The sequence below is a fragment of the Pseudomonas sp. 24 E 13 genome, from assembly GCF_900004715.1.
Lineage (GTDB): Bacteria > Pseudomonadota > Gammaproteobacteria > Pseudomonadales > Pseudomonadaceae > Aquipseudomonas > Aquipseudomonas orientalis_A.
Map to the genome: position 1 here is coordinate 43,999 of NZ_CVTO01000094.1, position 24,011 is coordinate 68,009.

At 62.2% G+C, this 24,011-nt stretch carries 19 protein-coding genes; 15 read left to right on the plus strand and 4 right to left on the minus strand.

Annotated features, from left to right (window positions below; all coding sequences use genetic code 11):
• Positions 1-162: 162 nt before the first annotated feature.
• A complete protein-coding gene (locus BFP90_RS06585) occupies positions 163-1,107 on the minus strand; it encodes a GlxA family transcriptional regulator (protein WP_065892452.1) in 945 nt (314 codons plus the stop codon).
• A 193-nt stretch (positions 1,108-1,300) separates the two neighbouring features.
• Between BFP90_RS06585 and BFP90_RS06590 the strand changes: the two genes are divergently transcribed.
• The 5 genes from BFP90_RS06590 (at position 1,301) to BFP90_RS06610 (ending at position 5,392) form a co-directional block, all read left to right on the plus strand.
• Positions 1,301-2,245, plus strand: a complete 945-nt coding sequence (locus BFP90_RS06590; RefSeq protein ID WP_065896292.1) for a choline ABC transporter substrate-binding protein — start codon at positions 1,301-1,303, stop codon at positions 2,243-2,245.
• Positions 2,246-2,318: 73 nt separating this feature from the next.
• A complete protein-coding gene (locus BFP90_RS06595; RefSeq protein WP_065896293.1) occupies positions 2,319-3,206 on the plus strand; it encodes a 3-keto-5-aminohexanoate cleavage protein in 888 nt (295 codons plus the stop codon).
• A gap of 124 nt (positions 3,207-3,330) precedes the next feature.
• Positions 3,331-4,296 carry an L-carnitine dehydrogenase gene (locus tag BFP90_RS06600; protein WP_065896294.1) on the plus strand — a complete coding sequence of 322 codons (966 nt, stop codon included), beginning with the start codon at positions 3,331-3,333 and terminating at the stop codon, positions 4,294-4,296.
• A 115-nt stretch (positions 4,297-4,411) separates the two neighbouring features.
• Entirely contained in the window at positions 4,412-4,903 is a 492-nt protein-coding gene (locus tag BFP90_RS06605) for a thioesterase family protein (RefSeq protein ID WP_065896295.1), read from the plus strand.
• A 225-nt stretch (positions 4,904-5,128) separates the two neighbouring features.
• Positions 5,129-5,392 (plus strand): hypothetical protein, encoded by a 264-nt coding sequence (locus tag BFP90_RS06610; RefSeq protein ID WP_065885428.1) that lies wholly within the window; start codon positions 5,129-5,131, stop codon positions 5,390-5,392.
• 130 nt (positions 5,393-5,522) lie between these two features.
• On the opposite strand, the gene BFP90_RS06615 is transcribed toward BFP90_RS06610, so the two are convergent.
• Both BFP90_RS06615 and BFP90_RS06620 read right to left on the minus strand, forming a co-directional pair.
• Entirely contained in the window at positions 5,523-6,626 is a 1,104-nt protein-coding gene (locus BFP90_RS06615) for a choline metabolism transcriptional regulator GbdR (protein WP_065885427.1), read from the minus strand.
• Positions 6,627-7,134: 508 nt separating this feature from the next.
• Positions 7,135-8,511: an L-serine ammonia-lyase gene (locus tag BFP90_RS06620; RefSeq protein ID WP_065892446.1), complete on the minus strand. Its 1,377-nt coding sequence runs from the start codon at positions 8,509-8,511 to the stop codon at positions 7,135-7,137.
• Positions 8,512-8,926: 415 nt separating this feature from the next.
• Here BFP90_RS06620 and BFP90_RS06625 point away from each other — a divergent pair, with 415 nt between their 5' ends.
• The 3 genes from BFP90_RS06625 (at position 8,927) to choV (ending at position 11,964) form a co-directional block, all read left to right on the plus strand.
• Complete coding sequence (locus tag BFP90_RS06625) at positions 8,927-9,874, plus strand: choline ABC transporter substrate-binding protein (RefSeq protein WP_065885425.1); 948 nt, start codon at positions 8,927-8,929, stop codon at positions 9,872-9,874.
• 69 nt (positions 9,875-9,943) lie between these two features.
• Entirely contained in the window at positions 9,944-10,789 is an 846-nt protein-coding gene (choW, locus tag BFP90_RS06630; RefSeq protein ID WP_003194913.1) for a choline ABC transporter permease subunit, read from the plus strand.
• Positions 10,786-11,964 carry a choline ABC transporter ATP-binding protein gene (choV, locus tag BFP90_RS06635; RefSeq protein WP_065885424.1) on the plus strand — a complete coding sequence of 393 codons (1,179 nt, stop codon included), beginning with the start codon at positions 10,786-10,788 and terminating at the stop codon, positions 11,962-11,964. Before choW ends, choV begins: the two co-directional genes overlap by 4 nt.
• A gap of 145 nt (positions 11,965-12,109) precedes the next feature.
• Here the strand turns inward: choV and BFP90_RS06640 are convergent, their stop codons facing one another.
• Positions 12,110-14,044: a BCCT family transporter gene (locus BFP90_RS06640; RefSeq protein WP_256097458.1), complete on the minus strand. Its 1,935-nt coding sequence runs from the start codon at positions 14,042-14,044 to the stop codon at positions 12,110-12,112.
• Positions 14,045-14,434: 390 nt separating this feature from the next.
• Between BFP90_RS06640 and betI the strand changes: the two genes are divergently transcribed.
• From betI to mdtD, 7 genes are all read left to right on the plus strand, one after another.
• A complete protein-coding gene (gene betI, locus BFP90_RS06645; RefSeq protein ID WP_057723583.1) occupies positions 14,435-15,037 on the plus strand; it encodes a transcriptional regulator BetI in 603 nt (200 codons plus the stop codon).
• Positions 15,038-15,087: 50 nt separating this feature from the next.
• Positions 15,088-16,560: a betaine-aldehyde dehydrogenase gene (gene betB / locus BFP90_RS06650; protein WP_065896297.1), complete on the plus strand. Its 1,473-nt coding sequence runs from the start codon at positions 15,088-15,090 to the stop codon at positions 16,558-16,560.
• 144 nt (positions 16,561-16,704) lie between these two features.
• A complete protein-coding gene (gene betA / locus BFP90_RS06655; RefSeq protein ID WP_065896298.1) occupies positions 16,705-18,399 on the plus strand; it encodes a choline dehydrogenase in 1,695 nt (564 codons plus the stop codon).
• Positions 18,400-18,594: 195 nt separating this feature from the next.
• Positions 18,595-20,037 carry a TldD/PmbA family protein gene (locus BFP90_RS06660; protein ID WP_065896299.1) on the plus strand — a complete coding sequence of 481 codons (1,443 nt, stop codon included), beginning with the start codon at positions 18,595-18,597 and terminating at the stop codon, positions 20,035-20,037.
• Positions 20,037-21,353 carry a TldD/PmbA family protein gene (locus BFP90_RS06665; protein WP_065896300.1) on the plus strand — a complete coding sequence of 439 codons (1,317 nt, stop codon included), beginning with the start codon at positions 20,037-20,039 and terminating at the stop codon, positions 21,351-21,353. The genes BFP90_RS06660 and BFP90_RS06665 overlap by 1 nt, the downstream gene beginning before the upstream one ends.
• 252 nt (positions 21,354-21,605) lie before the next feature.
• Complete coding sequence (locus BFP90_RS06670) at positions 21,606-22,496, plus strand: alpha/beta fold hydrolase (protein WP_065892440.1); 891 nt, start codon at positions 21,606-21,608, stop codon at positions 22,494-22,496.
• Between the two features lie 35 nt (positions 22,497-22,531).
• A complete protein-coding gene (gene mdtD / locus BFP90_RS06675; protein WP_065885417.1) occupies positions 22,532-23,959 on the plus strand; it encodes a multidrug transporter subunit MdtD in 1,428 nt (475 codons plus the stop codon).
• Positions 23,960-24,011 lie beyond the last annotated feature (52 nt).

The window sequence follows — 24,011 nt, forward strand, 5'->3', positions numbered from 1 at the left end:
CATTTGGACCTCGGAGCGTCAGGTAGATACGCGTTAGCTCCCTCGCCACAGGTGCGGTGTCGCACCAAAACTGTGTAGATACCTATGCTCATCGGGGACAAGCCCCCTCCCACATTGATCCGCGGTGCCGGCCGCTTTTATACCTAATTGACTAAAAAACGATCAAACCACCTCCCGTCGCCGATCCTCCCTCGGGCATTTCGCAAACCTTGCCCGATAGCTCCTTGTGAAATACGACGGCGACTCAAACCCGCACGCAATGCTCACCTCCAGCACACTCATGCCGCTCTGGCGCAGCAGTTTCCGGGCTTTTTCCAGGCGCAGGCCCAGGTAGAAGTTGCTGGGCGTGTCGTTCAGGTGCAGGCGAAACAGCCGCTCCAGTTGGCGCCGGGTGACCTTGATCGCCTCGGCCAGGGCCAGGGTGCTCAGGGGCGGTTCGGTGTGCTGCTCCATTTCGCCGATCACCTGCACCAATTTCTTGTTATGGATGCCGTAGCGGGTGGCGATTTGCATGCGCTGGTGGTCTTTGCGCGGGCGGATGCGGCCGAGCACGAATTGCTCGGAGACCTGGATTGCCAGGTCCGGGCCGTGGGCCTGGGCGATCAGGTCGAGCATCAGGTCGATGGACGCGGTGCCGCCGGCGCAGGTGATGCGGCGGCGGTCGATCTCGAACAGCTCCTGGGTCACGCTGAGGTGCGGATAGGCCTCCTTGAAGGCGTCGATAGCTTCCCAGTGCAGGGTCAGCCGGTGGCCGTCGAGCAGGCCCGCCTCGGCCAGTACGCAGGCACCTGTGTCGATGGCGCCGAGGGTTGCACCGTCGTGGTCGAGGCGACGCAACCAGTGCGCCAGGGCAGGCGTAGCGAACTGCAAGGGTTCAAAGCCGGCCACCACCAATAAGGTCGCGCCTTTTTTCAGCGGCTCCAGCGCGGCATCGGCGTTGACCGACATGCCGTTGCTCGCCAGCACCGCACCGCCGTCGGCGCTCAATATGTGCCAGCGGTACAACTCGCCACGAAAGCGATTGGCCACGCGCAGCGGCTCAAGGGCGGAGATAAAGCCGATGGCCGAGAACCCCGGCATCAGCAAAAAATAAAAATCCTGGGACATGATGGCGCTCTCGTGGGACGACCAGCGTGGCACTGTGATACTCCCGTTCAAGGGCGGATTCAAGCGCGCAGGTCGCTGCAGTGCAAGAGCCGGTCGCCGCTGTGCGTTTCGGCGCTGGCGAAGGTACGTAACTTGGCTGCACGGCGCACAAAGACGCCGGACCCCACAATAACGACCTGCCGAGGGCTCCACCATGAACCGACTGATCAGCCGCAGCGTGCTTGCACTCAGCGTCAGCGCTATTTTGAGCACCCACGTCATGGCAGCGGATGCCGCTTCATGCCAGAACGTACGCCTGGGCGTGGTGAACTGGACCGACGTGATCGCCACCAGTGCCATGGCCCAGGTGTTGCTCGACGGCCTCGGCTATAAAACCAAACAGACCAGCGCCTCCCAGCAAATCATCTTTGCCGGCATCCGCGACCAGCGCCTGGACCTGTTCCTGGGCTACTGGAACCCGCTGATGACCCAGACCATCACGCCGTTCGTCGACGCCGGGCAAGTCAAGGTGCTCGACAAACCGAGCCTGGAAGACGCCCGCGCCACTCTCGCAGTCCCCACTTACCTGGCGGACAAGGGCCTGAAGACCTTTGCCGATATCGCCAAGTTCGAGAAAGAGCTGGGCGGCAAGATCTATGGCATCGAGCCGGGCTCAGGCGCCAATACCCAGATCAAGGCGATGATCGCCAAGAACCAGTTCGGCCTGGGCAAGTTCCAACTGGTTGAATCCAGTGAAGCGGCCATGCTCTCTGCCGTCGACCGTGCGGTACGCCGCAAGGAAGCCGTGGTGTTCTTCGGCTGGGCGCCGCACCCGATGAACGTCAACGTCGCCATGACCTACCTCACCGGCAGCGACGACGCCCTGGGCCCGAACGAAGGCATGGCCACCGTGTGGACGGTCACCGCGCCGGCCTACGCCGAGCAATGCCCCAACGTGCACAAGCTGCTGACCAACCTGACCTTCACCGCCGCCGATGAGAGCCGGATGATGCAGCCCCTGCTGGATCACAAGGACCCCATTGAGTCGGCCCGGCAGTGGCTCAAGGATCACCCGCAAGACCAGGCGCGCTGGCTGCAAGGCGTGACCACCTTCGACGGCAAACCCGCCGCTGCCAACCTGAAACTGACCAGCCAATAACCTTCTCCGAATCACCGTTTCGCGGCCATTTGAGGCCGCGAACGGCACCACCACGCCTGTAAGGAACCGTCCCATGAACCACGACGTCATCATCACCTGCGCACTCACCGGTGCTGGCGACACCAGCGCCAGAAGCCCGCACGTACCGGTCACCCCCAAACAGATCGCGGCCGCCGCCGTGGAAGCGGCCAAGGCCGGCGCGACCGTGGTGCACTGCCATGTGCGTGACCCGCACACCGGCAAGTTCAGCCGCGACGTGGCGCTGTACCGCGAAGTGATGGAGCGCATCCGCGAGGCCGACATCGACATCATCGTCAACCTCACTGCCGGCATGGGCGGCGACCTGGAGATCGGCGGCGGCGAGCACCCTATGGCGTTCGGTCCCAACACCGACCTGGTCGGCCCGCTGACCCGCCTGGCGCATGTGGAAGAACTGCTGCCGGAAATCTGCACACTGGACTGCGGCACCCTGAACTTCGGCGATGGCGACACCATTTACGTGTCCACCCCGGCGCAACTGCGGGCGGGCGCCAAGCGTATTCAAGAGCTGGGCGTGAAGGCCGAGCTGGAAATCTTCGACACCGGCCACCTGTGGTTCGCCAAGCAGATGATCAAGGAAGGCCTGCTCGACAACCCACTGTTTCAACTGTGCCTGGGCATCCCGTGGGGCGCCCCGGCCGACACCACCACCATGAAAGCCATGGTCGACAACCTGCCCGCCGACGCGGTGTGGGCCGGTTTCGGCATTGGCCGCATGCAAATGCCGATGGCAGCGCAAGCAGTGCTGCTGGGCGGCAACGTGAGGGTCGGCCTGGAAGACAACCTGTGGCTGGACAAGGGCGTGCTCGCCACCAATGGCCAACTGGTCGAGCGCGCCAGTGAAATCCTCAGCCGCCTGGGGGCGCGGGTCATGACCCCGGCGGAAGGCCGCGTGAAGATGGGCCTGACCAAGCGCGGATAAAAAATGTGGGAGGGGGCTTGCCCCCGATTGCGGTGGATCAGTAACGAATGCATCGACTGACGCACCGCCATCGGGGGCAAGCCCCCTCCCACAGGGGATCACCAAACTCTTTAGGAATGCACCCATGCGCTTTATCACAGAAATCAAAACCTTCGCCGCCCTCGGCAGCGGTGTTATCGGCAGCGGCTGGGTATCCCGCGCCCTCGCCCACGGCCTGGATGTCGTGGCCTGGGACCCGGCGCCCGGTGCCGAGGCGGCGCTGCGCAAGCGTGTCGCCAATGCCTGGGGCGCGCTGGAGAAACAAGGCTTGGCCCCGGGCGCTTCCCAGGATCGCCTGCGCTTTGTCAGTACCATCGAAGCGTGCGTCAAAGACGCCGACTTCATCCAGGAAAGCGCCCCGGAACGCCTGGAGCTGAAGTTGCAATTGCACCGCCAGATCAGCGCAGCGGCCAAGCCGGATGCGTTGATCGGCTCGAGCACGTCAGGGCTGCTGCCGAGCGAATTCTATGAGGACTCGACCCACCCCGAACGCTGCGTGGTCGGCCACCCCTTCAACCCGGTGTACCTGTTGCCCCTGGTGGAGGTGGTGGGCGGCAAACGCACCGCGCCGGAGGCGATCCAAGCCGCCATCAAGGTGTATGAATCCCTCGGCATGCGGCCCCTGCACGTGCGCAAGGAAGTGCCTGGGTTTATTGCCGACCGGCTCCTGGAAGCGCTGTGGCGCGAGGCGCTGCATCTGGTCAACGATGGCGTGGCGACCACCGGCGAAATCGACGACGCGATTCGTTTTGGCGCCGGCCTGCGCTGGTCGTTCATGGGCACCTTCCTCACCTACACGCTGGCGGGCGGCGACGCGGGCATGCGCCACTTCATGGCGCAGTTCGGCCCGGCGTTGCAGTTGCCGTGGACGTATCTGCCCGCGCCCGAATTGACCGACACGTTGATTGACGATGTGGTCGCCGGTACCAGCGACCAACTGGGCAGCCACAGCATTTCGGCGCTGGAGCGCTATCGTGATGATTGCTTGCTGGCGGTGCTGGAGGCCGTCAAGGTTACTAAAGCCAAACACGGCATGACCTTCGCCGAATAACAGAATGTGGGAGGGAGCTTGCCCCCGATAGCGGTGGGTCAGCCAGCCCATCTGCCGCTGACGAACCGCCATCGGGGGCAAGCCCCCTCCCACATTTTTTACCGAGTACAGCCCCATGTCCGCATTAAAAACCTACACAACTAGAATCCAGCCCGCCTGGGTGGACTACAACGGCCACCTGCGCGATGCGTTCTATCTGCTGATCTTCAGCTACGCCACCGACGCGTTGATGGACACCCTGGGCCTGGACAGCGATAACCGTGAAGCCAGCGGCCACTCGCTGTTCACCCTGGAACTGCATTTGAACTACCTGCACGAAGTGAAGCTGGGGGCCGAGGTCGAAGTGCGCACCCAACTGATCGCCTTTGATGCCAAGCGCCTGCACCTCTATCACAGCCTGCATCTGCTGGGTGATGAAAAGGAGCTGGCCGGCAACGAACAGATGCTGCTGCATGTCGACCTGGCCGGCCCGCACGCAACGCCGTTCACTGAGGCCACGCTGCACAAGCTCACCGCAATCAGCGCTGCACAGGCCGAGCTGCCACGGCCCGCCCTGCTCGGCCGGGTCATCGGTTTGCCGGCAAAAAAAGCCCCGAACCAGCCGTGACTGGATCGGGGCAGAGGTGCCTTGTGTGAGCCGTGCATCCCGAGGGTGACCAAACCATCAAGCTGCGTGCCTGGCGCCAGTGTGCCTATTACCTGCAGGCCTGAGTAACCCGAAAACGACCTGTTCATAGCCATCCGAGGCATTGCTCGATTCTGCGCTTGCCCACCGGCCGGGGGCCTACCAGAATCCAGCTCAATCACCGTTCCCTACACCAGGATAAACGTCATGATGCACGCGGATTTGATTGACCAGGATGACCTGCTGAGCCAACTGCGCTCGCTGGGTTTTGAAGTGTCCAGCGGTGCCACGGCCGAGCAGGCATGCGAGTGTGCGGTACGCGGTTTGAGCGAAGCGCGGGCCAGGGCGCTCAAGGGCATGGTGGAACAGATGTACACCGGCAAGGCGACGATTCTGCCGGCGGTGCGGCAGGCGATCGATAAGCAGTTGTTGCCGGCTTTGATGCAGTTCAAGCAGAACTCTGGCGCCTGAGAGACACTCTCCCTGTAGGAGCGAGCTTGCTCGCGAAAATCGTCAACGATAACGCGGGTAATCAGACACCCCGCAGCGATCTTGAGTTTTTCGCGAGCAAGCTCGCTCCTACAATTTAAAGCGGCCAGTGTCAGAGCCTTACGCTGGCGAACGTCGACTCATTGCGCGCCTGGCTCAACGCCGACATCGGCCCCGACAGCGGTGACAACACCAGTGCCTGCGGAATTGGCATCATCGCCACTTGCTGGGTGGTGTTGGAACCTACGCGCTCATCCCGCGGCGGAATGCCGAAGTATTCGCGGTAGCACTTGGAGAAGTGCGGCGTGGACACAAACCCGCACACCGACGCCACTTCGATGATCGACATCGGCGTCTGCTTGAGCAACTGCCGCGCACGGATCAAGCGCAACTTGAGGTAGTAGCGCGACGGCGAACAGTGCAGGTATTTCTGGAACAGCCGCTCCAGTTGGCGACGCGACACGGCGACGTACACCGCCAGTTCGTCCAGGTCGATGGGCTCTTCCAGGTTGGCTTCCATCAGCGCAACGATTTCCTGCAGCTTGGGCTGGTTGGTGCCGAGCATGTGCTTGAGCGGCACGCGCTGGTGATCCTGTTCGTTACGGATGCGTTCGTACACAAACATCTCGGAGATGGCTGCCGACAGTTCACGGCCGTGGTCGCGGCTGATCAGGTGCAGCATCATGTCCAACGGCGCAGTGCCGCCGGAGCTGGTGAAGCGGTTGCGGTCTAGGGTGAACAGGCGGGTGCTCATGGCTACGCGGGGGAACGCTTCCTGCATCGACGCCAGGCATTCCCAGTGCACGCTGCAATCAAAACCATCGAGCAGACCTGCGCAGGCCAGGGCCCAACTGCCGGTGCACACCGCCCCAAGACGCCGGGACTGACGCGCCTGGCTTTGCAGCCACGACACGTGTTCGCGGGTGACGGTGCGCTGAATGCCGACGCCGCCGCAGACAATCACCGTGTCCAGCACCGGGGCCTTGTGCATCGCGGCATCGGGCGTGATCTGCAGGCCATCGCTGGCCCACACCTGGTTGCCGTCGACACTCAGGGTTGTCCAGCGATACAGCTCGCGGCCGGACAGCTGGTTGGCCATGCGCAGCGGTTCCACGGCCGACGCCAGGGAAATCAGCGTGAAATTGTCCAGCAGCAAAAAGCCGATGGATTGAGGCGCACGGTTCTGGGGTTGGCCCCCGGAGTTGGACGACGTCATCACAGTATCTCCTCACACAAAGCAGGTGATGGCCTCAGGCGAGGCTCTTGTTATTGCGCTCATCCCTTGCAAGGACAGAGGCTTTGAATTGATAGAGCAAATGCCATGCCTAAATTTGAATGGCCATTCAACAAATCCTGAAAACGACCTGTTGACGCGTCTATATAAGCCCGCGCATTAAACGTGGGATATAACGCACAGGATGGGCGTTCAAGGGCCGTGAGCAGAACGGTAGCACTTGTGGGAAGGCGCTTTGCGGGCGTAGGAAAAGTCTGTCACCCAAAGCACGGGGGACGGGTAACGGAGGGGTAAATCGTTCGCAGGCTACTTATCTATTTGCGACGCGCTAAAAGGTGGCGGTTTTGGTTGGGGGTGTTCACTTTGTGAGCAGTGTCGCCTGGACCACCGCTATCGGGAGCAAGCCCCCTCCCACATTTGACCGAGTACATCCTGTAGGAATGCGGTCAAGTGTGGGAGGGGGCTTGCTCCCGATGCAGGCGACGCGGTCTCAGCACTCAACAGCGCTGACCGCCAACCCACCGCGCGACGTTTCTTTGTACTTGTCGTGCATATCCGCCCCGGTATCGCGCATGGTGCGGATCACCCGGTCCAGGGAAATAAAGTGCTGGCCGTCGCCGCGCAAGGCCATCTGCGCCGCATTGATCGCCTTGACCGCCGCAATCGCATTACGCTCGATACACGGCACTTGCACCAGCCCGCCCACCGGGTCGCAGGTCAGGCCCAGGTTATGTTCCAGGCCGATTTCCGCAGCGTTGCACAGTTGCTCCGGCGTGGCGCCGAGAATTTCGGCCAGGCCCGCTGCGGCCATGGCGCAGGCGGAACCCACTTCGCCCTGGCAACCGACTTCGGCACCGGAGATCGAGGCGTTCTTCTTGCACAGAATACCCACTGCCGCCGCGCCGAGCAGATAGTCGACCACGTTGGCCTCGGTCACTTCTTCACTGAACTTCATGAAATAGTGCAGCACGGCCGGAATAATCCCCGCCGCGCCATTGGTGGGTGCGGTGACCATGCGCCCACCGGCGGCGTTTTCTTCGTTGACCGCCAGGGCGAACAGGTTGACCCACTCCATGGCGCTCAAGGTCGAACCGATCACATTCGGCTTGCCCAGTTCCTGCAGGCTGCGGTGCAGCTTGGCAGCGCGACGGCGCACGTTGAGACCGCCGGGCAGGATCCCTTCGTGCTTGAGGCCCTGCTCCACGCAATCCTGCATGGCACGCCAGAGTTTCATCAGGCCGCTGCGGATTTCTTCTTCGGAGCGCCAGGTTTTCTCGTTGGCCAGCATCAGTTCGGCGACCCGCAGGTTGTGGGTCTTGCACAGCTGCAGCAACTCGGCCGCGCTGGAGAAATCGTAAGGCAGTACGGTGCCGTCCATATCGGCCACGCCACTTTGCGCCTGAGCTTCATCCACCACAAAGCCGCCGCCCACCGAGTAGTAGGTGTCGCGGTGCAACTCGCCGTCATCCCCCCACACCACCAGGGTCATGGCGTTGGGATGGAACGGCAGGTTTTCGTCGAGCAGGCGCATGTCCCGTGACCATACGAACGGCACCGGCAGACGGCCGTCGAGCAACAAGGTGTCGGTTTCGCGCAGCGTGTGAATGCGCACGCCGATCTGCGACGGGTCGATTGCGTCCGGCCATTCGCCCATCAGGCCCATGATGGTGGCGGTGTCACTGCCATGGCCGATACCGGTGGCCGACAACGAGCCGTAGAGTTGCACCTCGACGCGCCGAACCTGGCCCAACAGATCACGCTCGCGCAAGCCTTGAACGAACAGCGCGGCGGCGCGCATGGGGCCGACGGTGTGAGAACTCGAAGGCCCGATGCCGATCTTGAACAGGTCGAAAACACTGATAGCCATTGCGGTAGAACTCCTCGATAAGCACGGCCAGGCTTGAACGAGGTGCTACGCTCAGATCGCCCAGATGGCCGCATCATCAAGCTTTTGTGGCCGCTCACGGCGTCTCACACCGACGCATCCATGCTCACCAGCGTCGCTCGCGTGTAATGGCCTGTTTTGGGCGTTTTTTGCGGTGCAGAAGGGTAAAAACAGCGGTTTTACCTTTGGAAAAATCTGTAAGCGACGTCATCGGTACTGGATGCGACCCTCCCTGTACTGGATACGACGCCCCCTGTAGGCGTCAGATTTTCACTGGTACATGATCAGTCACGACTCGTTTGCAAGGCACCGTGCCAGAGCTGTCCAACGCACACTCCAATAGCAGCACTATAAAGCGCGGCGAATGCCGCCAGAAAAAACACAGGAGTCTACCCCGATGAAAGGTTCACCCTCGTTGTTGTTGGCCGCCATGCTGAGTCTGCCGGTCATGGCGCACGCCGCAGAACCGGAACAGTGCAAGACCGTCAACTTCTCCGATGTCGGCTGGACCGACATCACCGTCACCACCGCGACCACCAGCGAAATCCTCAAGGGCCTGGGCTACAAGCCGCGCACCACGATGATTTCGGTCCCAGTGACCTACAAGTCCCTGGCCGACGGCAAGAACATGGACATCTTCCTCGGCAACTGGATGCCGACCATGGAAAACGACATCAAGCAGTACCGCGAAGCCGGCACGGTGGAAACCGTACGTGCCAACCTGGAGAACGCCAAATACACCCTGGCGGTGCCCGAGGCGCTGTATGACAAGGGCCTGAAAGACTTCGCCGACATCGCCAAATTCAAGGATGAGCTGGGCGGCAAGATCTACGGCATCGAGCCGGGCAACGACGGCAACCGCACCATCCAGACGTTGATCGACAAAGACGCCTTCGGCCTCAAGACCGCCGGTTTCAAGGTGGTCGAATCCAGTGAAGCCGGGATGCTCTCCCAGGTTGAACGCGCCTCAAAGCGCAACCAGGCCATCGTGTTCCTGGGCTGGGAACCGCACCCGATGAACACCCGCTTCAAGATGAAGTACCTGACCGGGGGTGACGATTCGTTCGGCCCCAACTACGGCCAGGCCACCATCTACACCAACACCCGCAAGGGCTACACCCAGGAATGCAGCAACGTTGGCCAGTTGCTGAAAAACCTGGTGTTCACGCTGGACATGGAAAGCACCCTGATGGGTAACGTCCTGGACGACAAGATGAAGGCCGACGCCGCCGCCAAGGCCTGGCTGCAGAAGAACCCGCAAGTGCTCGACACCTGGCTGGCCGGTGTCACCACCGTCGATGGCAAACCAGGACTCGACGCCGTCAAGGCTTACCTCGCCAAGTAACCCCCGCTGACCCCGGGGCGGTGCGCTGCCCCGGGATGTATTCCCCTTCGCATGTGGACATTCACTACCATGCTGACTGAACAGAAAATCCCACTAGGCCAGTACATCGCTGCCTTCGTCGACTGGTTGACCCAACACGGTGCCAACTACTTCGACGCAATCGCATCGACACTGGAAACGATGATCCACGGCGTGACGTTTGCGCTGACCTGGTTCAATCCGCTGGCATTGATCGGTCTGATTGCGCTGCTGGCTCATTTTATTCAACGCAAATGGGGCCTGACGGTGTTTGTCATTGCCTCCTTCCTGCTGATCCTCAACCTGGGGTACTGGCAGGAAACCATGGAAACCCTCGCCCAGGTGCTGTTCGCCACCCTGGTCTGCGTGGTCATCGGCGTGCCGCTGGGCATTGTTGCCGCGCACAAGCCGATGTTCTACACCATGATGCGGCCGGTACTCGATCTGATGCAGACCGTGCCGACCTTCGTCTACCTCATCCCTACCCTGACCCTCTTCGGGCTGGGTGTGGTGCCTGGGCTGATTTCCACCGTGGTGTTCGCGATTGCCGCGCCCATCCGCCTGACCTACCTGGGTATCCGCGACGTTCCGCAAGAACTGATGGACGCCGGCAAGGCCTTCGGCTGCTCGCGCCGCCAGTTGCTCTCGCGCATTGAACTGCCCCACGCCATGCCGAGCATCGCCGCCGGCATTACCCAATGCATCATGCTGTCGTTGTCGATGGTGGTGATCGCGGCGCTGGTCGGCGCCGACGGCCTCGGCAAGCCGGTGGTCAACGCACTGAACACCGCCGATATCGCCCTGGGCTTTGAAGCGGGCCTGGCAATCGTATTGCTGGCCATCATGCTCGACCGTATCTGCAAACAACCCGACGCCAAAGTAGGGGGTGATGCATGAGCATTATCCGATTCGACAAAGTCGACGTGATCTTTTCCAAAGACCCACGCGAAGCGCTCAAGCTGCTGGACCAGGGCATGAGCCGTAACGAAATCCTGAAAAAAACCGGGCAGATTGTCGGCGTGGAAAACGCCAGCCTGGATATCGAAAAAGGCGAGATCTGTGTGCTGATGGGCCTGTCGGGCTCCGGCAAATCCAGTCTGCTGCGCTGCATCAACGGCCTCAACACGGTCAGCCGTGGTCAACTGTTTGTCGAGCACGAGGGGCGCCAGATCGATATCGCCTCCTGCACGCCGGCCGAGCTGAAGATGATGCGCACCAAACGCATCGCCATGGTGTTCCAGAAATTCGCCCTGATGCCCTGGCTGACGGTGCGCGAGAACATCAGCTTCGGCCTGGAAATGCAGGGCCGTCCGGAAAAGGAACGGCGCACGCTGGTCGATGAAAAACTCGAACTGGTGGGCCTGACCCAATGGCGCAACAAGAAGCCGGACGAGCTGTCCGGCGGCATGCAACAGCGCGTCGGCCTGGCCCGTGCGCTGGCGATGGACGCCGATATCCTGCTGATGGACGAACCCTTCTCCGCCCTCGACCCGCTGATTCGCCAAGGCCTGCAGGATGAACTGCTGGAACTGCAGCGCAAGCTGAACAAGACCATCGTGTTCGTCAGCCACGACCTCGACGAGGCCCTCAAGCTGGGCAGCCGCATCGCAATCATGAAAGACGGCAAGATCATCCAGTACAGCGTGCCGGAAGAGATCGTGCTGAACCCGGCGGACGACTATGTGCGCACCTTCGTCGCCCATACCAACCCGCTGAACGTGCTGTGCGGCCGCAGCCTGATGCGGACGCTGGACAACTGCACGCGGGTCAACGGTTCGGTATGCCTGGACCCGGGCGGCGACTCCTGGCTGGACCTGGCCGAAGGCAACACCATCCAGGGCGCGCGGCAGAACGGCGTGGTGATGAACCTGCAGAACTGGGCGCCGGGGCAAGCGGTGGAAGGTCTGGGCCGGGTGCCGACGCTGGTGGACTCCAACATCGGCATGCGCGATGCGCTGCAGATTCGGTATCAGACAGGCAACAAGCTGGTGCTGCATGACAACAACAAGGTGGTGGGCATCCTGGGTGACAGCGAGCTCTACCATGCCCTGCTGGGCAAGAACCTGGGCTGAAGGAGCTGATCGTTCCCACGCTCCGCGTGGGAATGCCGCCTGGGACGCTCCGCGTCCCGTCAACGGTCCGCTGCGCTGGTGACGCGGAGCGTCACGGGATGCATTCCCACGCGGAGCGTGGGAACGATCATGGCAAGCCCAACTATCAGCTATAGACCCGGCCAAGGAGTTGCCGATGGCTTTCAAACTGATCGAGCACATCCCGGGTGATCTGCTCCTGGGTGAAGCCCATCAGGTCGTATTCCTGAGGCCCGTTGTGCAGGTACACCTCGGCACGGTAATACCGCGTGCGCTCTTCTTCAGGCAAGTCAGCCGGCGCCGACGAGTAGGCATCCAGGCTGACTTCATAGACAAACGGGTTGCCCTCTTCCATCTCGATCCGCACACCGATGCAGCGCATGGATTTGCCCAGCAGCGTCTGCACGTGCAAACCCTGTTCACGCAACGCCGTCGCCGCTTCTTCAAGCGCCGGCGTGACGTGCTTGTCCATAAAGCGTTGCACGGTGCCCTGGCTCGGTTGCAGGTCCAGTGCGGTCAAGCGCTCGCTGAAGCCGCGACGCCCGCGTTCAGCCAACTGCGCCTGCTCCTGTTCGATGGCCACGTCCTGGTGCATGGCCTTGTGCAAACCGAACATGAACAGAATCAGCACCACCGAGAACGGCAGCCCCGCCAGCACCACCATGGTCTGCATGGCTTCGAAGTTGCCGGCGAACAGCAGGCCGATGGTCACCAGGGTAATCACCGCCGACCAGAAGATGCGCAGCCAGTGCGGCGCATCTTCATCCACGTTGCCGCCCTTGCACGACAGGTTGGCCATCATCACCGCGCCGGAATCCGCCGGCGTCAGGAACAGCACAAAGCCGACGAAGATCGACACACCGATGACGACTTTCGACGCCGGGTAATGCTCAAGCAACTGGTAGATCGCCATGGACGGTTGTTCCAGCGCGGTCTTGCCCAACTCCACGGCGCCATGGTTCAGCACCAGGTCCAGCGCCGAGTTGCCGAAGATCGACAACCACGCCAGGGTGAAGCCCAGCGGGATCAGCAGCACGCCGGCCACCAGTTCACGCACGGTCCGCCCACGGGAAATACGCGCAATGAACATGCCCACGAAAGGTGCCCAGGAAATCCACCAAGCCCAGTAGAACAGGGTCCACAGGCCCATCCAGCGTTCGGTCTTGGCGCCGTCTCCTTCATACACATACAGGTCGAAGGTTTTCAGCACGATACCGTTGAGGTAGTCACCGGTGTTCTGCACCAGGCCGTTGAGCAAGTGCAGCGTGGGGCCGAACAGCAGCACGAAAATCAACAAGCCGCTGAACAGCATGATGTTGAGGTTGGACAGGCGGCGAATGCCGTTCTCCACACCCGACACCGCCGCGATGGTCGCCACGGTACTCATCACGATGATCACGATCAGCAGGTTGGTATTGCTGTGCGCCATGCCGAACAGGTTTTCAAGCCCCGACGACACCTGCATCGCGCCAATCCCCAGGTTGGTCACCAGGCCGAGCAAGGTCACGAACATGCCGAAACCGTCCACCGCGTGGCCGGCCGCGCCTTTTACCCAGCGCTCGCCCACCAGCGGGTACAGCGCCGAACGCAAGGCCAGCGGCTGGTTATGGCGATACGCGAAGTACGCCACGGCCAGACCGACCAGCGCATAGATCGCCCAGCCATGCAGGCCCCAGTGCAGGAAGGTCAGTTGCAGGGCCTGGCGTGCCGCGCCATTGCTGGCAGATGCGCCTTCGGGCGGGTTGAAGTAGTGATCCAGCGGCTCGGAGGCGCCGAAGTACAGCAGCGAAATGCCGATGCCCGACGAGAACAGCATGCCGGCCCAGGCGCCGTAGCTGAAGTCCGGGGTGTCGTCCTTGCTGCCCAGTTTCAACTTGCCATAGGACGAAAACGCCAGGCCGACCACGAACACCAGGTAGGCGGCGATGACCACCATGTAGTACCAGCCGAAGCTTTTCGACAGCCAGGCCTGGGCGACGCCGAGCATGCGCCCGGCCTCCTGCGGGGCGATGATCAGAATGGCAGTCAACAACAGAATCAGCGCGGTGGAGGTGTAGAACACCCAACCGTTGACCCGCACCTTTTCGGGCGGAGTCTTTATAAGAGAGGCAGAACTCATGGCGCAGATGCTCCGGGCAGTGCGAGAGAGAAACACAAGGCAACGGTTATCCCGGGACATCGATTTTTCGGCAGTCGACGGACGGGTGTTATAAAGACATCCCGAAAATCCTGGACCCCGCCGAAGCGGTGCCCAAGCCCTGATACGGCCTGTTTCAGGGGTTTTAGCAGGTGTCAGAGGTCGCGGCTCTCAGGTAGGAAACTTCTGTAGGCAGCGACCATTTGTCGCAGAGCTTATTCTTTGTTGATTGAACGTTCAATCAAAACAAAATAGACTGGCCTTCAAGCCGACGGACGTGGATCGCCTGTCGGCAGGCCAAAGGAGAGGTGCTACATGCCCAAGGTCGGTATGCAACCCATACGCCGCCAGCAGTTGATCGAAGCCACGATGACGGCCATCGATCAAGTCGGAATGGGAGATGCCAGCATTGCGCTGATCGCCCGTTTGGCAGGCGTCTCGAACGGCATCATCAGTCACTACTTTCGGGACAAGAACGGCCTGATCGCAGCGACGATGCAGTACTTGATGAGCGTGCTGATGGAAAACATCCACGCACGTCGACAAGCGTTGAAGGATGACAGCCCGCGCGCCCACCTCCAGGTGATCGTCGCCGGCAACTTCGACGCCAGCCAGGTCAACGGCCCGGCAATGAAAACCTGGCTGGCCTTCTGGGCCTCCAGCATGCACCACCCGTCTTTGCACAGGTTGCAGCGGATCAACGATCAACGTCTGTATTCCAACCTGTGTTGCCAGTTCCGCCGTGCGCTGCCGTTGCCCGAAGCACGCAGCGCAGCCCGAGGCCTGGCGGCCCTGATCGACGGTTTGTGGTTGCGCGGTGCCCTGTCGGGAGACGCTTTCGACACGGAGCAGGCGCAACGCATTGCTCACGAATACATGGATTTCCAATTGGCCAAGCAGGTGAGTCAGAGCACATAACCGCTCAACTCCCGAACCGCGCCAACCACTTATGCACTTGCGAGGACTTTATGGCCCGTTTCGAACTGCAAAAACTCTACATTGACGGCGGCTACAGCGACGCTGGCAGCGATGCCACCTTCGAAGCCATCAACCCGGCTAACGGTGAAGTTCTCGCCCAAGTGCAACGCGCTACCAAGGAAGACGTTGAACGTGCCGTGGTCAGCGCCGAAAAAGGCCAGAAGATCTGGGCCGCCATGACCGCCATGGAGCGTTCGCGCATCCTGCGCCGCGCCGTCGACATCCTGCGCGAGCGCAACGATGAGCTGGCCGCCCTGGAAACCCTGGACACCGGCAAGGCGTTCTCCGAAACCAAATACGTCGACGTCGTCACCGGCGCCGACGTGCTGGAATACTACGCGGGCCTGGTGCCGGCCATCGAAGGCGAGCAGATTCCGCTGCGCGACACCTCATTCGTCTACACCCGCCGCGAGCCGCTGGGCGTGGTCGCCGGTATCGGCGCGTGGAACTACCCGATCCAGATCGCCCTGTGGAAATCCGCACCGGCCCTGGCTGCCGGTAACGCGATGATCTTCAAGCCCAGCGAAGTCACCTCGCTGACCACCCTGAAACTGGCCGAGATCTACACCGAAGCCGGCGTTCCGGCCGGTGTGTTCAACGTACTGACCGGCAGCGGCCGTGAAGTCGGCACCTGGCTGACCGAGCACCCGCGCATCGAGAAAGTCTCGTTCACCGGCGGCACCGACACCGGCAAGAAAGTCATGGCCAGCGCGTCGAGCTCCTCGCTCAAGGAAGTGACCATGGAACTGGGCGGCAAGTCGCCGCTGATCGTGTTCGAAGACGCCGACCTGGATCGCGCCGCCGACATCGCGATGATGGCCAACTTCTACAGCTCCGGCCAGGTCTGCACCAACGGCACCCGCGTGTTCGTGCCCAAGCATCTGCAAGCAGCGTTCGAAGCCAAGATTCTTGAACGTGTTGCGCGCATCCGTGTAGGCGACCCGCAGGACGACAACACCAACTTCGGCCCGCTGGTCAGCTTCGCCCACATGGAAAGCGTGCTGGGCTACATCGCCAAGGGCAAAGAGCAAGGCGCACGCCTGCTGTGCGGCGGCGATCGCCTGACCGACGGCGACTTGGCCAAAGGCGCGTTCGTGGCCCCGACCGTGTTCACCGACTGCACCGACGACATGACCATCGTGCGTGAAGAAATCTTTGGCCCGGTGATGAGCATCCTCACCTATGAAACCGAAGAAGAAGTGATCCGCCGCGCCAACGACACCGACTTCGGCCTGGCAGCCGGCCTGGTCACCAAGGACCTGAACCGCGCTCACCGCGTGATTCATCAACTGGAAGCGGGTATCTGCTGGATCAACGCCTGGGGCGAGTCCGACGCCAAGATGCCGGTGGGTGGCTACAAGCAATCGGGTGTGGGCCGTGAGAACGGGATCAGCTCGCTGAACAACTTCACGCGCATCAAATCGGTACAGGTTGAATTGGGTGATTACGCCTCGGTGTTCTAAGAACCAGGATTTGTAGTGCCTTTGAGGCCGCTATCGGGGGCAAGCCCCCTCCCACACTTTGATTTGTGAACACCTTCAAATGTGGGAGGGGGCTTGCCCCCGATAGCGGCCCGACCTGACCACACTTCAAAGAGGGTGCATCCAATGTCCCAAGAATACGACTACATCATTGTGGGTGCCGGCTCCGCCGGCAACACCCTGGCGACTCGCCTGACCGAAGACGAAGGCGTCACCGTCCTGTTGCTGGAAGCCGGTGGCCCGGACTACCGTCTCGACTTCCGTACCCAGATGCCGGCCGCCCTGGCCTTCCCGCTGCAAGGCCGCCGCTATAACTGGGCCTACGAGACCGATCCAGAGCCGCACATGGACGGTCGCCGCATGGAATGCGGTCGCGGCAAGGGCCTGGGTGGCTCTTCCCTGATCAACGGCATGTGCTACATCCGCGGCAACGCCATGGACTACGACAACTGGTCGAAGCTGCCGGGCCTGGAAGACTGGACCTACCTGGACTGCCTGCCGTATTTCCGCAAGGCCGAAACCCGCGACATCGGCCCCAACGACTACCACGGCGGCGAAGGCCCGGTCAGCGTGACCACGCCCAAAGCAGGCAATAATCCGCTGTTCCACGCCATGGTCGAAGCCGGCGTACAGGCCGGTTACCCGCGTACCGAAGACTTGAACGGCTACCAGCAGGAAGGCTTCGGCCCGATGGACCGTACCGTCACGCCCAATGGCCGTCGCGCCAGCACCGCACGCGGTTACCTGGACACGGCTAAAAAGCGTTCGACCCTGACCATCGTCACCCACGCCCTCACCGACAAGGTGTTGTTCGAAGGCAAGCGTGCGGTCGGCGTGCGTTACCTGATCGGCGCTGCCGAAGAGCGCGTCGAAGCCCGTGCGCGCAAGGAAGTGCTGGTGTGCAGCGGCGCAATCGCCTCGCCGCAACTGCTGCAACGCTCCGGCGTCGGCCCGGCCAAATTGCTGGAAAGCCTCGACATCCCGGTGGTCCATGACCTGCCAGGCGTCGGCGAAAACCTGCAGGATCACCTTGAGCTTTACCTGCAGTACGCCTGCACCCAGCCCGTGTCGCTGTACCCCTCGCTGCTTTGGTACAACCAGCCGGCCATCGGTGCCGAATGGCTGTTCAACGGCACCGGTATCGGCGCCAGCAACCAGTTCGAGGCCGGCGGTTTTATCCGTTCGCGCCCGGAATTCGAATGGCCGAACATCCAGTACCACTTCCTGCCGGTCGCCATTAACTACAACGGCAGCAACGGCGTGAAAGAGCACGGCTTCCAGGCGCACATGGGTTCCATGCGTTCGCCAAGCCGTGGCCGCGTGCACCTGAAGTCGAAGAACCCACGGGACTACCCGAGCATCCTTTTCAACTACATGGCCACCGAACAGGACTGGCAGGAATTTCGTGACGGCATCCGCCTGACCCGCGAAATCATGCAGCAGCCGGCGCTGGACCCTTACCGTGGCCGCGAAATCAGCCCGGGTATCGACGTGCAAACCGATGAGCAACTGGACAAGTTCATCCGCGAGCACGCCGAGACCGCGTTCCACCCGTCCTGCTCGTGCAAGATGGGCACCGACGAGATGGCGGTGGTCGACGGCGAAGGCCGCGTGCACGGCATGCAGGGTTTGCGTGTGGTGGATGCGTCGATCATGCCGATCATCACCACCGGTAACCTGAACGCACCGACGATCATGATCGCCGAGAAAATCGCCGACAAGATCCGTGGCCGCGCGCCACTGCCGCGCAGCACCGCCGACTACTACGTGGCCGGCGATGCGCCGGTGCGTGGCAAGCCGATGCGTGAAATTGCGCAGTAACTGAAACACTGCGGCACTCCCATCGGGGGCAAGCCCCCTCCCACACTTTGATTTGTGAACACCTTCAAATGTGGGAGGGGGCTTGCCCCCGATGAGGCCCGAACAAACAACACACAACCACCTCCCTTGATCAGCTCCCAACCCCGGCCTACTCTGTTGGCCTGCCCGCGCTGAGCCGCCCACAAGGAAGGCCCCATGTTCGAACACCACGCCACGCTCAAGAAACACTTCAGTGCCCTGCGCACCAACGCCCAATTCTTCTCCCTGCGCTATGTCCGCGAATCCGGCCGATACCTGTCGGTACGCAAGAACGTCGCCGAACCGCCCCACCTGAGCCACGACGAAGGCGCCATGCTCACCGTGCGCCTCAACGGCGTGGAAGCCTACGCCGCGACCAACGATATTTCCCTGGCCGGCCTGCAAGCCGCCCTCGAGCGCGCCGAGCAGCAGGCCCGGCAGATCCTGCCCCACGCCCTGCTCGACCTGCGCGAGCAAGCGGTGTCCAGTGACGTTGCCGACTACCTGTCGCCCGACTTCGACCAGCCCTTCCCCACCCTGAGCGACTGCTACCAACTGCTCGGCGATGAGTCGGCTGCCGTGCCCAGGGATGAGCGCCTGGTCAGCTGGGACGTGAGTCTGGGCCAGACCACCGTCGAACAGATCTACCTCAACACCGCCGGCGCCCAATTGCGCCAGGCCCAGCGCTTTGTGTTCCCCGGCGTCAATGTCACGGCCTTCGACGGTAACGACAGCCAGACCCGCACCCTCGGCGGCAGCAACTTCGGCCAGCAAGGCGGGTTTGACGTGATCAGCCGCTTCGGCCTGATCGGCGCCGCGCCGCGCGTGGCCGACGAGGCCCTGCAACTGTTGCTGGCACCGAACACGCCCCAGGGTCCGCGTGACCTGCTGCTGATGCCCGACCAGATGATCCTGCAGATCCACGAGTCCATCGGCCATCCGCTGGAGCTGGACCGCATCCTCGGCGACGAGCGCAACTACGCCGGCACCAGCTTTGTGAAGGCCAGCGACTTCGGCCACCTGCAATACGGTTCAGCGCTGCTCAACGTGACCTTCGACCCGGACATCCCCGAGCAGCTTGCCAGCTACAGCCATGACGATGACGGCACCCGCGCCAGCAAGCAGTTCCTGATCCGCGAAGGGCTGCTGCTCAAGCCGTTGGGCGGCGCGTTGTCGCAATTTCGCGCCAACCTGCCAGGCGTCGCCAACAGCCGCGCCTGCGGCTGGAATCGCCCGCCCATCGATCGCATGGCCAACTTGAATATCGAGCCCGGCGATAAAAACCTCGCGCAACTGGTGGGCGGTATTGAACACGGCATCCTGATGTCGACCAATCGTTCGTGGTCCATCGACGATGCGCGCAACAAGTTCCAGTTCGGGTGTGAGTGGGGCCAGTTGATCGAAAACGGCGAACTCAAGGGTGTGGTGAAGAACCCCAACTACCGCGCCATTTCCGCGCAGTTCTGGCGCAACCTCAGCGCGGTCGGCGATGCCAGCACCTTCAAGGTGTTGGGCACGCCGAACTGCGGCAAGGGTGAACCCAACCAGGTGATCCGCGTCGGCCATGCGTCGCCGGCCTGTGTGTTCAGCAACGTCGATGTATTCGGGGGAGACGCCTGATGAATAACTTCAAGGCACTGGTGGACTGGCTCAAGCAGGCCATCACCGATAAAGAGCAATTTCACCTCGGCTACGCGGATGAATCGTCGGAGTTCGTGCGGTTCAACCACGCGCAGGTACGCCAGGCCGGCCAGGTGCAACAATCGAGCCTGAACCTCAAGCTGATCAACGACGGCCGCCACGCCGACCTGGGCATCACCCTGTCCGGCGAGCCGGCGCTGGATCGCCAGCGTCTGGCCGATGGCCTGCAACAACTGCGCGAAACCTTGCCGTTACTGCCGGCGGACCCGTACCTGTTGCTGAACCACGACGCCTGGCACAGTCACAACGAACAGCTACGCCCCCTGCCGAAGCTGGCCCAGGTGCTGCAAGACATCAGCCAGGCTGCAGAAGACGTGGACATGGTCGGCTTCTATGCCGCCGGTCCCATCAGCCGTGGCTTTGCCAGCTCCGACGGCGCGTTCGGCTGGCACCAGGCCAATAGCTTCAACTTCGACTTCAGCCTGTTCCACGCCAATGGCGAAGCGGTCAAGGCCAGCTACGCCGGGCACACCTGGGACAGTGCCGAGTTCGCCCGGCGCGTCCAACAGGCGCGCGACCAGCTCCACTTCCTGGGCCGACCGCTGCACCCGCTGGCGCCCGGACAGTACCGCGCCTACCTCGCTCCGGCGGCACTCGAAGAGATCATCAGCATCGTGACCTGGGGCGGTTTTTCCGCCCAGGCCATCGCCAGCAAAGGCAGCTCGTTGCAACGCCTGTATGCCGGCGAACAGCACCTGAGCCCGCTGGTGACCGTCAGCGAGCAGATCAGCGGTTCACTGAGCCAGGCCTTTTCCCCGGAAGGCTACCCGCGCAGCGATGTCAGGTTGATCGATGCAGGCCGCGCCGACGGGCAACTGGTCAACTCGCGCAGCGCCGCCGAATATGGCCTCAGCGCCAACGGCGCCGGCGGCGACGAGTCCCCCAGCGCCCTGCAGATGGCCGCCGGCAACCTGGCCCAGGCCGATGTCCTCAAGCAATTGGGCACCGGGCTGTACATCAGCAACCTGTGGTACCTGAACTACTCCGACCTGCCGGCGGCGCGCCTGACCGGCATGACCCGCTTCGCCACGTTCTGGGTGGAAGACGGCGAGATCAAGGCCCCGGTCAGCACCATGCGCTTTGATGACAGTGTGTACAGCCTGCTTGGCTCACAGCTGGAAGCGTTGACGATTGAACGGGAACTGCTGCTGTCGGCCAGTACCTACAGCCAGCGCAACACCGCGTCCAATCTGCTGCCGGGCGCCCTGGTCAAACGCCTGACCCTGACGTTGTAAATACAAACCCCCTGTGGGAGGGGGCTTGCTCCCGATGACGGTGTATCAGTGACACATGTACTGACTGACACACTGCTATCGGGAGCAAGCCCCCTCCCACATTGTCCTGAGTTGATTTCAGACAGCTCGGTTTCAACCCTTCCTACCGCCAATTCCCTTCTTCGTGCTCTTCGCGGGCAGGCCTGTTGTCGCCTGCAAAAAACCTCGTTATAAGAGCTAGTGGCATACCGCCACACAACAGGGAGTGTTGCGATGACCCAGGGAAGTTTTGTCATAGAGAAGCTGTACAAGCACTACAACGTCCATGTAGAGCAACTGGGCAACGACCCGCGCAGAAAAACCGTGTTGCTGGTCAACGGTGCACTGTCCACCACGCGTGCCTTTGCGCGCACCAGCAGGTGCCTGGCCGGGCATTTCAATGTGGTGCTGTTCGACCTGCCTTTCTCCGGCTACTCGCGTGAATACAACACCGACCTGGACCTGGTGACCAAGGACGACGAAGTGCAGATGCTCCGCGCCCTGGTGGAGCGCTTCGAGGTCAACCACCTGGTATCGGCCTCCTGGGGCGGTATCTCCACGCTGCTGACCCTGGCGCACAACCCGCCGTCCATCGAAAGCTCGGTGGTGATGGCCCTCGCCCCCAACCTCAACCCGGCCATGCTTGCGTACGTGGAGCGCGTGCGTGTGCTGATCGAGGCCGATGACAAATCCGCCGTGGGCCACCTGCTCAACGAGACAGTCGGCAAATACCTGTCGCCGCGCCTCAAGCGCAACAACCACCGCCACCTGTCGAACATGGCCACCACCGAATATCGCCAGGCGCGTTTTCATATCCACCAGGTGTTGGCGCTGGGCGATGGCAACTACTTGCCGGCGCTGCGGCACATTGCAACACCGGTGCACTTCCTCAACGGTACGCTGGACGAATACACCCCTGCCGCCGAAGCCCGTTTGTTCGGCGATTACGTAGGGCGCAGCAGTTTCGCCGTGGCCGAACACACCGGCCATTTGCTCGACCTGGAATCACGCGAGGCGGCGCTGGCGGTGCATCGTGCCTTGCTGGATTTTCTGGTGGGCGAGCACGCCGCGTTGTCGGCTATAGACGAACCGCTAGTGGGAAAAACAGCGACGAATGGCGCATAATCGCCAACACATAGCCTGCTAACAAAAGGGTTCCCATGCCGAATCGTGCCCCTCTCGACGCCAAGACCGCCCGCTGGCTCCCCTGGGTGGTCGCGATTGCCTTCTTCATGCAGTCGCTGGACGGGACGATCCTCAACACGGCGCTGCCGGCCATGGCCCGGGACCTGGCGGAAAACCCGCTGCGCATGCAGGGCGTGGTCATTGCCTACATGCTCACCGTCGCCTTGCTGATCCCCGCGTCGGGCTGGATCGCCGACCGCTTCGGCACCAAGAAAATCTTCTTTGGCGCCATCCTGCTGTTCAGCATCGGATCATTGTTGTGCGCCTTGTCCAGCAGCTTGAGCATGCTGGTGGGTGCGCGGGTGATCCAGGGCCTGGGCGGCGCGCTGATGCTGCCGGTCGGGCGCCTGGTGGTCCTGCGCGCCTATCCCCGTTCCGAGCTGGTGCGGATCATGGGCTTCATTACCATCCCCGGCCTGCTCGGCCCATTGCTCGGCCCGACCCTGGGCGGCTGGATGGTGCAATACCTGACCTGGCACTGGATCTTCCTGATCAACTTGCCGGTGGGCATGATCGGCTGCTACGCGGTGTGGAAGTTCATCCCCGACCTGCGCGGCAGCGAGCGCACGCGTTTCGATAGCCTCGGCTTCCTGCTGTTCGGCGCGGCCATGGTGCTGATCACCATCGCCATGGAGGGCCTGGGCGAACTGCACCTGCCGCACCTGCGGGTGATGTTGCTGCTGTTCGGCGGGCTGGCGTGCCTGGCGGCGTATTGGCTGCGCGCCGGGCATATCGACAACGCCCTGTTCTCGCCGGTGCTGTTCAAGACCCGCACCTTTGCCGTGGGCATCCTCGGTAACCTGTTCGCGCGCCTGGGCAGCGGTGCGCTGCCGTTCCTGGTGCCCTTGCTGTTGCAGGTGGCGCTGGGTTATTCGCCGTCACAGGCCGGCATGAGCATGCTGCCGCTGGCGGCGGCGGCGATGTTTGCCAAGTCCATCGCCCGGCCGTTGATCGAGCGCCTGGGTTATCGCGTGGTGCTCACCGGCAACACCCTGGCCCTGGGCGCCATGCTCGCAAGCATGGGCCTGGTCAGCGAACAAACCCCTTACCCGCTGCTGCTGGCGATGCTGGCGGTGCTCGGCGCCATCAACTCGCTGCAATTCACGGCGATGAACACCGTGACCCTGATCGACCTCGACGACGCCCAGGCCAGCAGCGGCAACAGTTTGCTGTCGGTGGTGGCACAACTGTCCCTGAGCCTGGGCGTGGCCTGCGCCGGTGCCCTGCTCGGCGGGTTCACCCTGGAGACCGGCAACGATGGGGTGAACACGGTGCTCGGCGCGTTCCAGCTGACGTTCCTCACCGTGGGCATCATGGCGATGCTGGCGGCGGCGATCTTCCTGCAATTGTCGCCAAAAGACGGCAAACGCGTGGTCAGCCGCGAGCATGATATCGAGCACTGACCGGCGTCTCGTCTAGAACTTGCGGGGAAATTCCCACGAGACTGGTACACTG

Bases quoted from the DNA above. Each gene is read 5' to 3' on its own strand.
- BFP90_RS06585 (WP_065892452.1), bottom strand. From the start codon at position 1,107: ATGTCCCAGGATTTTTATTTTTTGCTGATGCCGGGGTTCTCGGCCATC.
- BFP90_RS06590 (WP_065896292.1), top strand. From the start codon at position 1,301: ATGAACCGACTGATCAGCCGCAGCGTGCTTGCACTCAGCGTCAGCGCT.
- BFP90_RS06595 (WP_065896293.1), top strand. From the start codon at position 2,319: ATGAACCACGACGTCATCATCACCTGCGCACTCACCGGTGCTGGCGAC.
- BFP90_RS06600 (WP_065896294.1), top strand. From the start codon at position 3,331: ATGCGCTTTATCACAGAAATCAAAACCTTCGCCGCCCTCGGCAGCGGT.
- BFP90_RS06605 (WP_065896295.1), top strand. From the start codon at position 4,412: ATGTCCGCATTAAAAACCTACACAACTAGAATCCAGCCCGCCTGGGTG.
- BFP90_RS06610 (WP_065885428.1), top strand. From the start codon at position 5,129: ATGATGCACGCGGATTTGATTGACCAGGATGACCTGCTGAGCCAACTG.
- BFP90_RS06615 (WP_065885427.1), bottom strand. From the start codon at position 6,626: ATGACGTCGTCCAACTCCGGGGGCCAACCCCAGAACCGTGCGCCTCAA.
- BFP90_RS06620 (WP_065892446.1), bottom strand. From the start codon at position 8,511: ATGGCTATCAGTGTTTTCGACCTGTTCAAGATCGGCATCGGGCCTTCG.
- BFP90_RS06625 (WP_065885425.1), top strand. From the start codon at position 8,927: ATGAAAGGTTCACCCTCGTTGTTGTTGGCCGCCATGCTGAGTCTGCCG.
- choW (WP_003194913.1), top strand. From the start codon at position 9,944: ATGCTGACTGAACAGAAAATCCCACTAGGCCAGTACATCGCTGCCTTC.
- choV (WP_065885424.1), top strand. From the start codon at position 10,786: ATGAGCATTATCCGATTCGACAAAGTCGACGTGATCTTTTCCAAAGAC.
- betI (WP_057723583.1), top strand. From the start codon at position 14,435: ATGCCCAAGGTCGGTATGCAACCCATACGCCGCCAGCAGTTGATCGAA.
- betB (WP_065896297.1), top strand. From the start codon at position 15,088: ATGGCCCGTTTCGAACTGCAAAAACTCTACATTGACGGCGGCTACAGC.
- betA (WP_065896298.1), top strand. From the start codon at position 16,705: ATGTCCCAAGAATACGACTACATCATTGTGGGTGCCGGCTCCGCCGGC.
- BFP90_RS06660 (WP_065896299.1), top strand. From the start codon at position 18,595: ATGTTCGAACACCACGCCACGCTCAAGAAACACTTCAGTGCCCTGCGC.
- BFP90_RS06665 (WP_065896300.1), top strand. From the start codon at position 20,037: ATGAATAACTTCAAGGCACTGGTGGACTGGCTCAAGCAGGCCATCACC.
- BFP90_RS06670 (WP_065892440.1), top strand. From the start codon at position 21,606: ATGACCCAGGGAAGTTTTGTCATAGAGAAGCTGTACAAGCACTACAAC.
- mdtD (WP_065885417.1), top strand. From the start codon at position 22,532: ATGCCGAATCGTGCCCCTCTCGACGCCAAGACCGCCCGCTGGCTCCCC.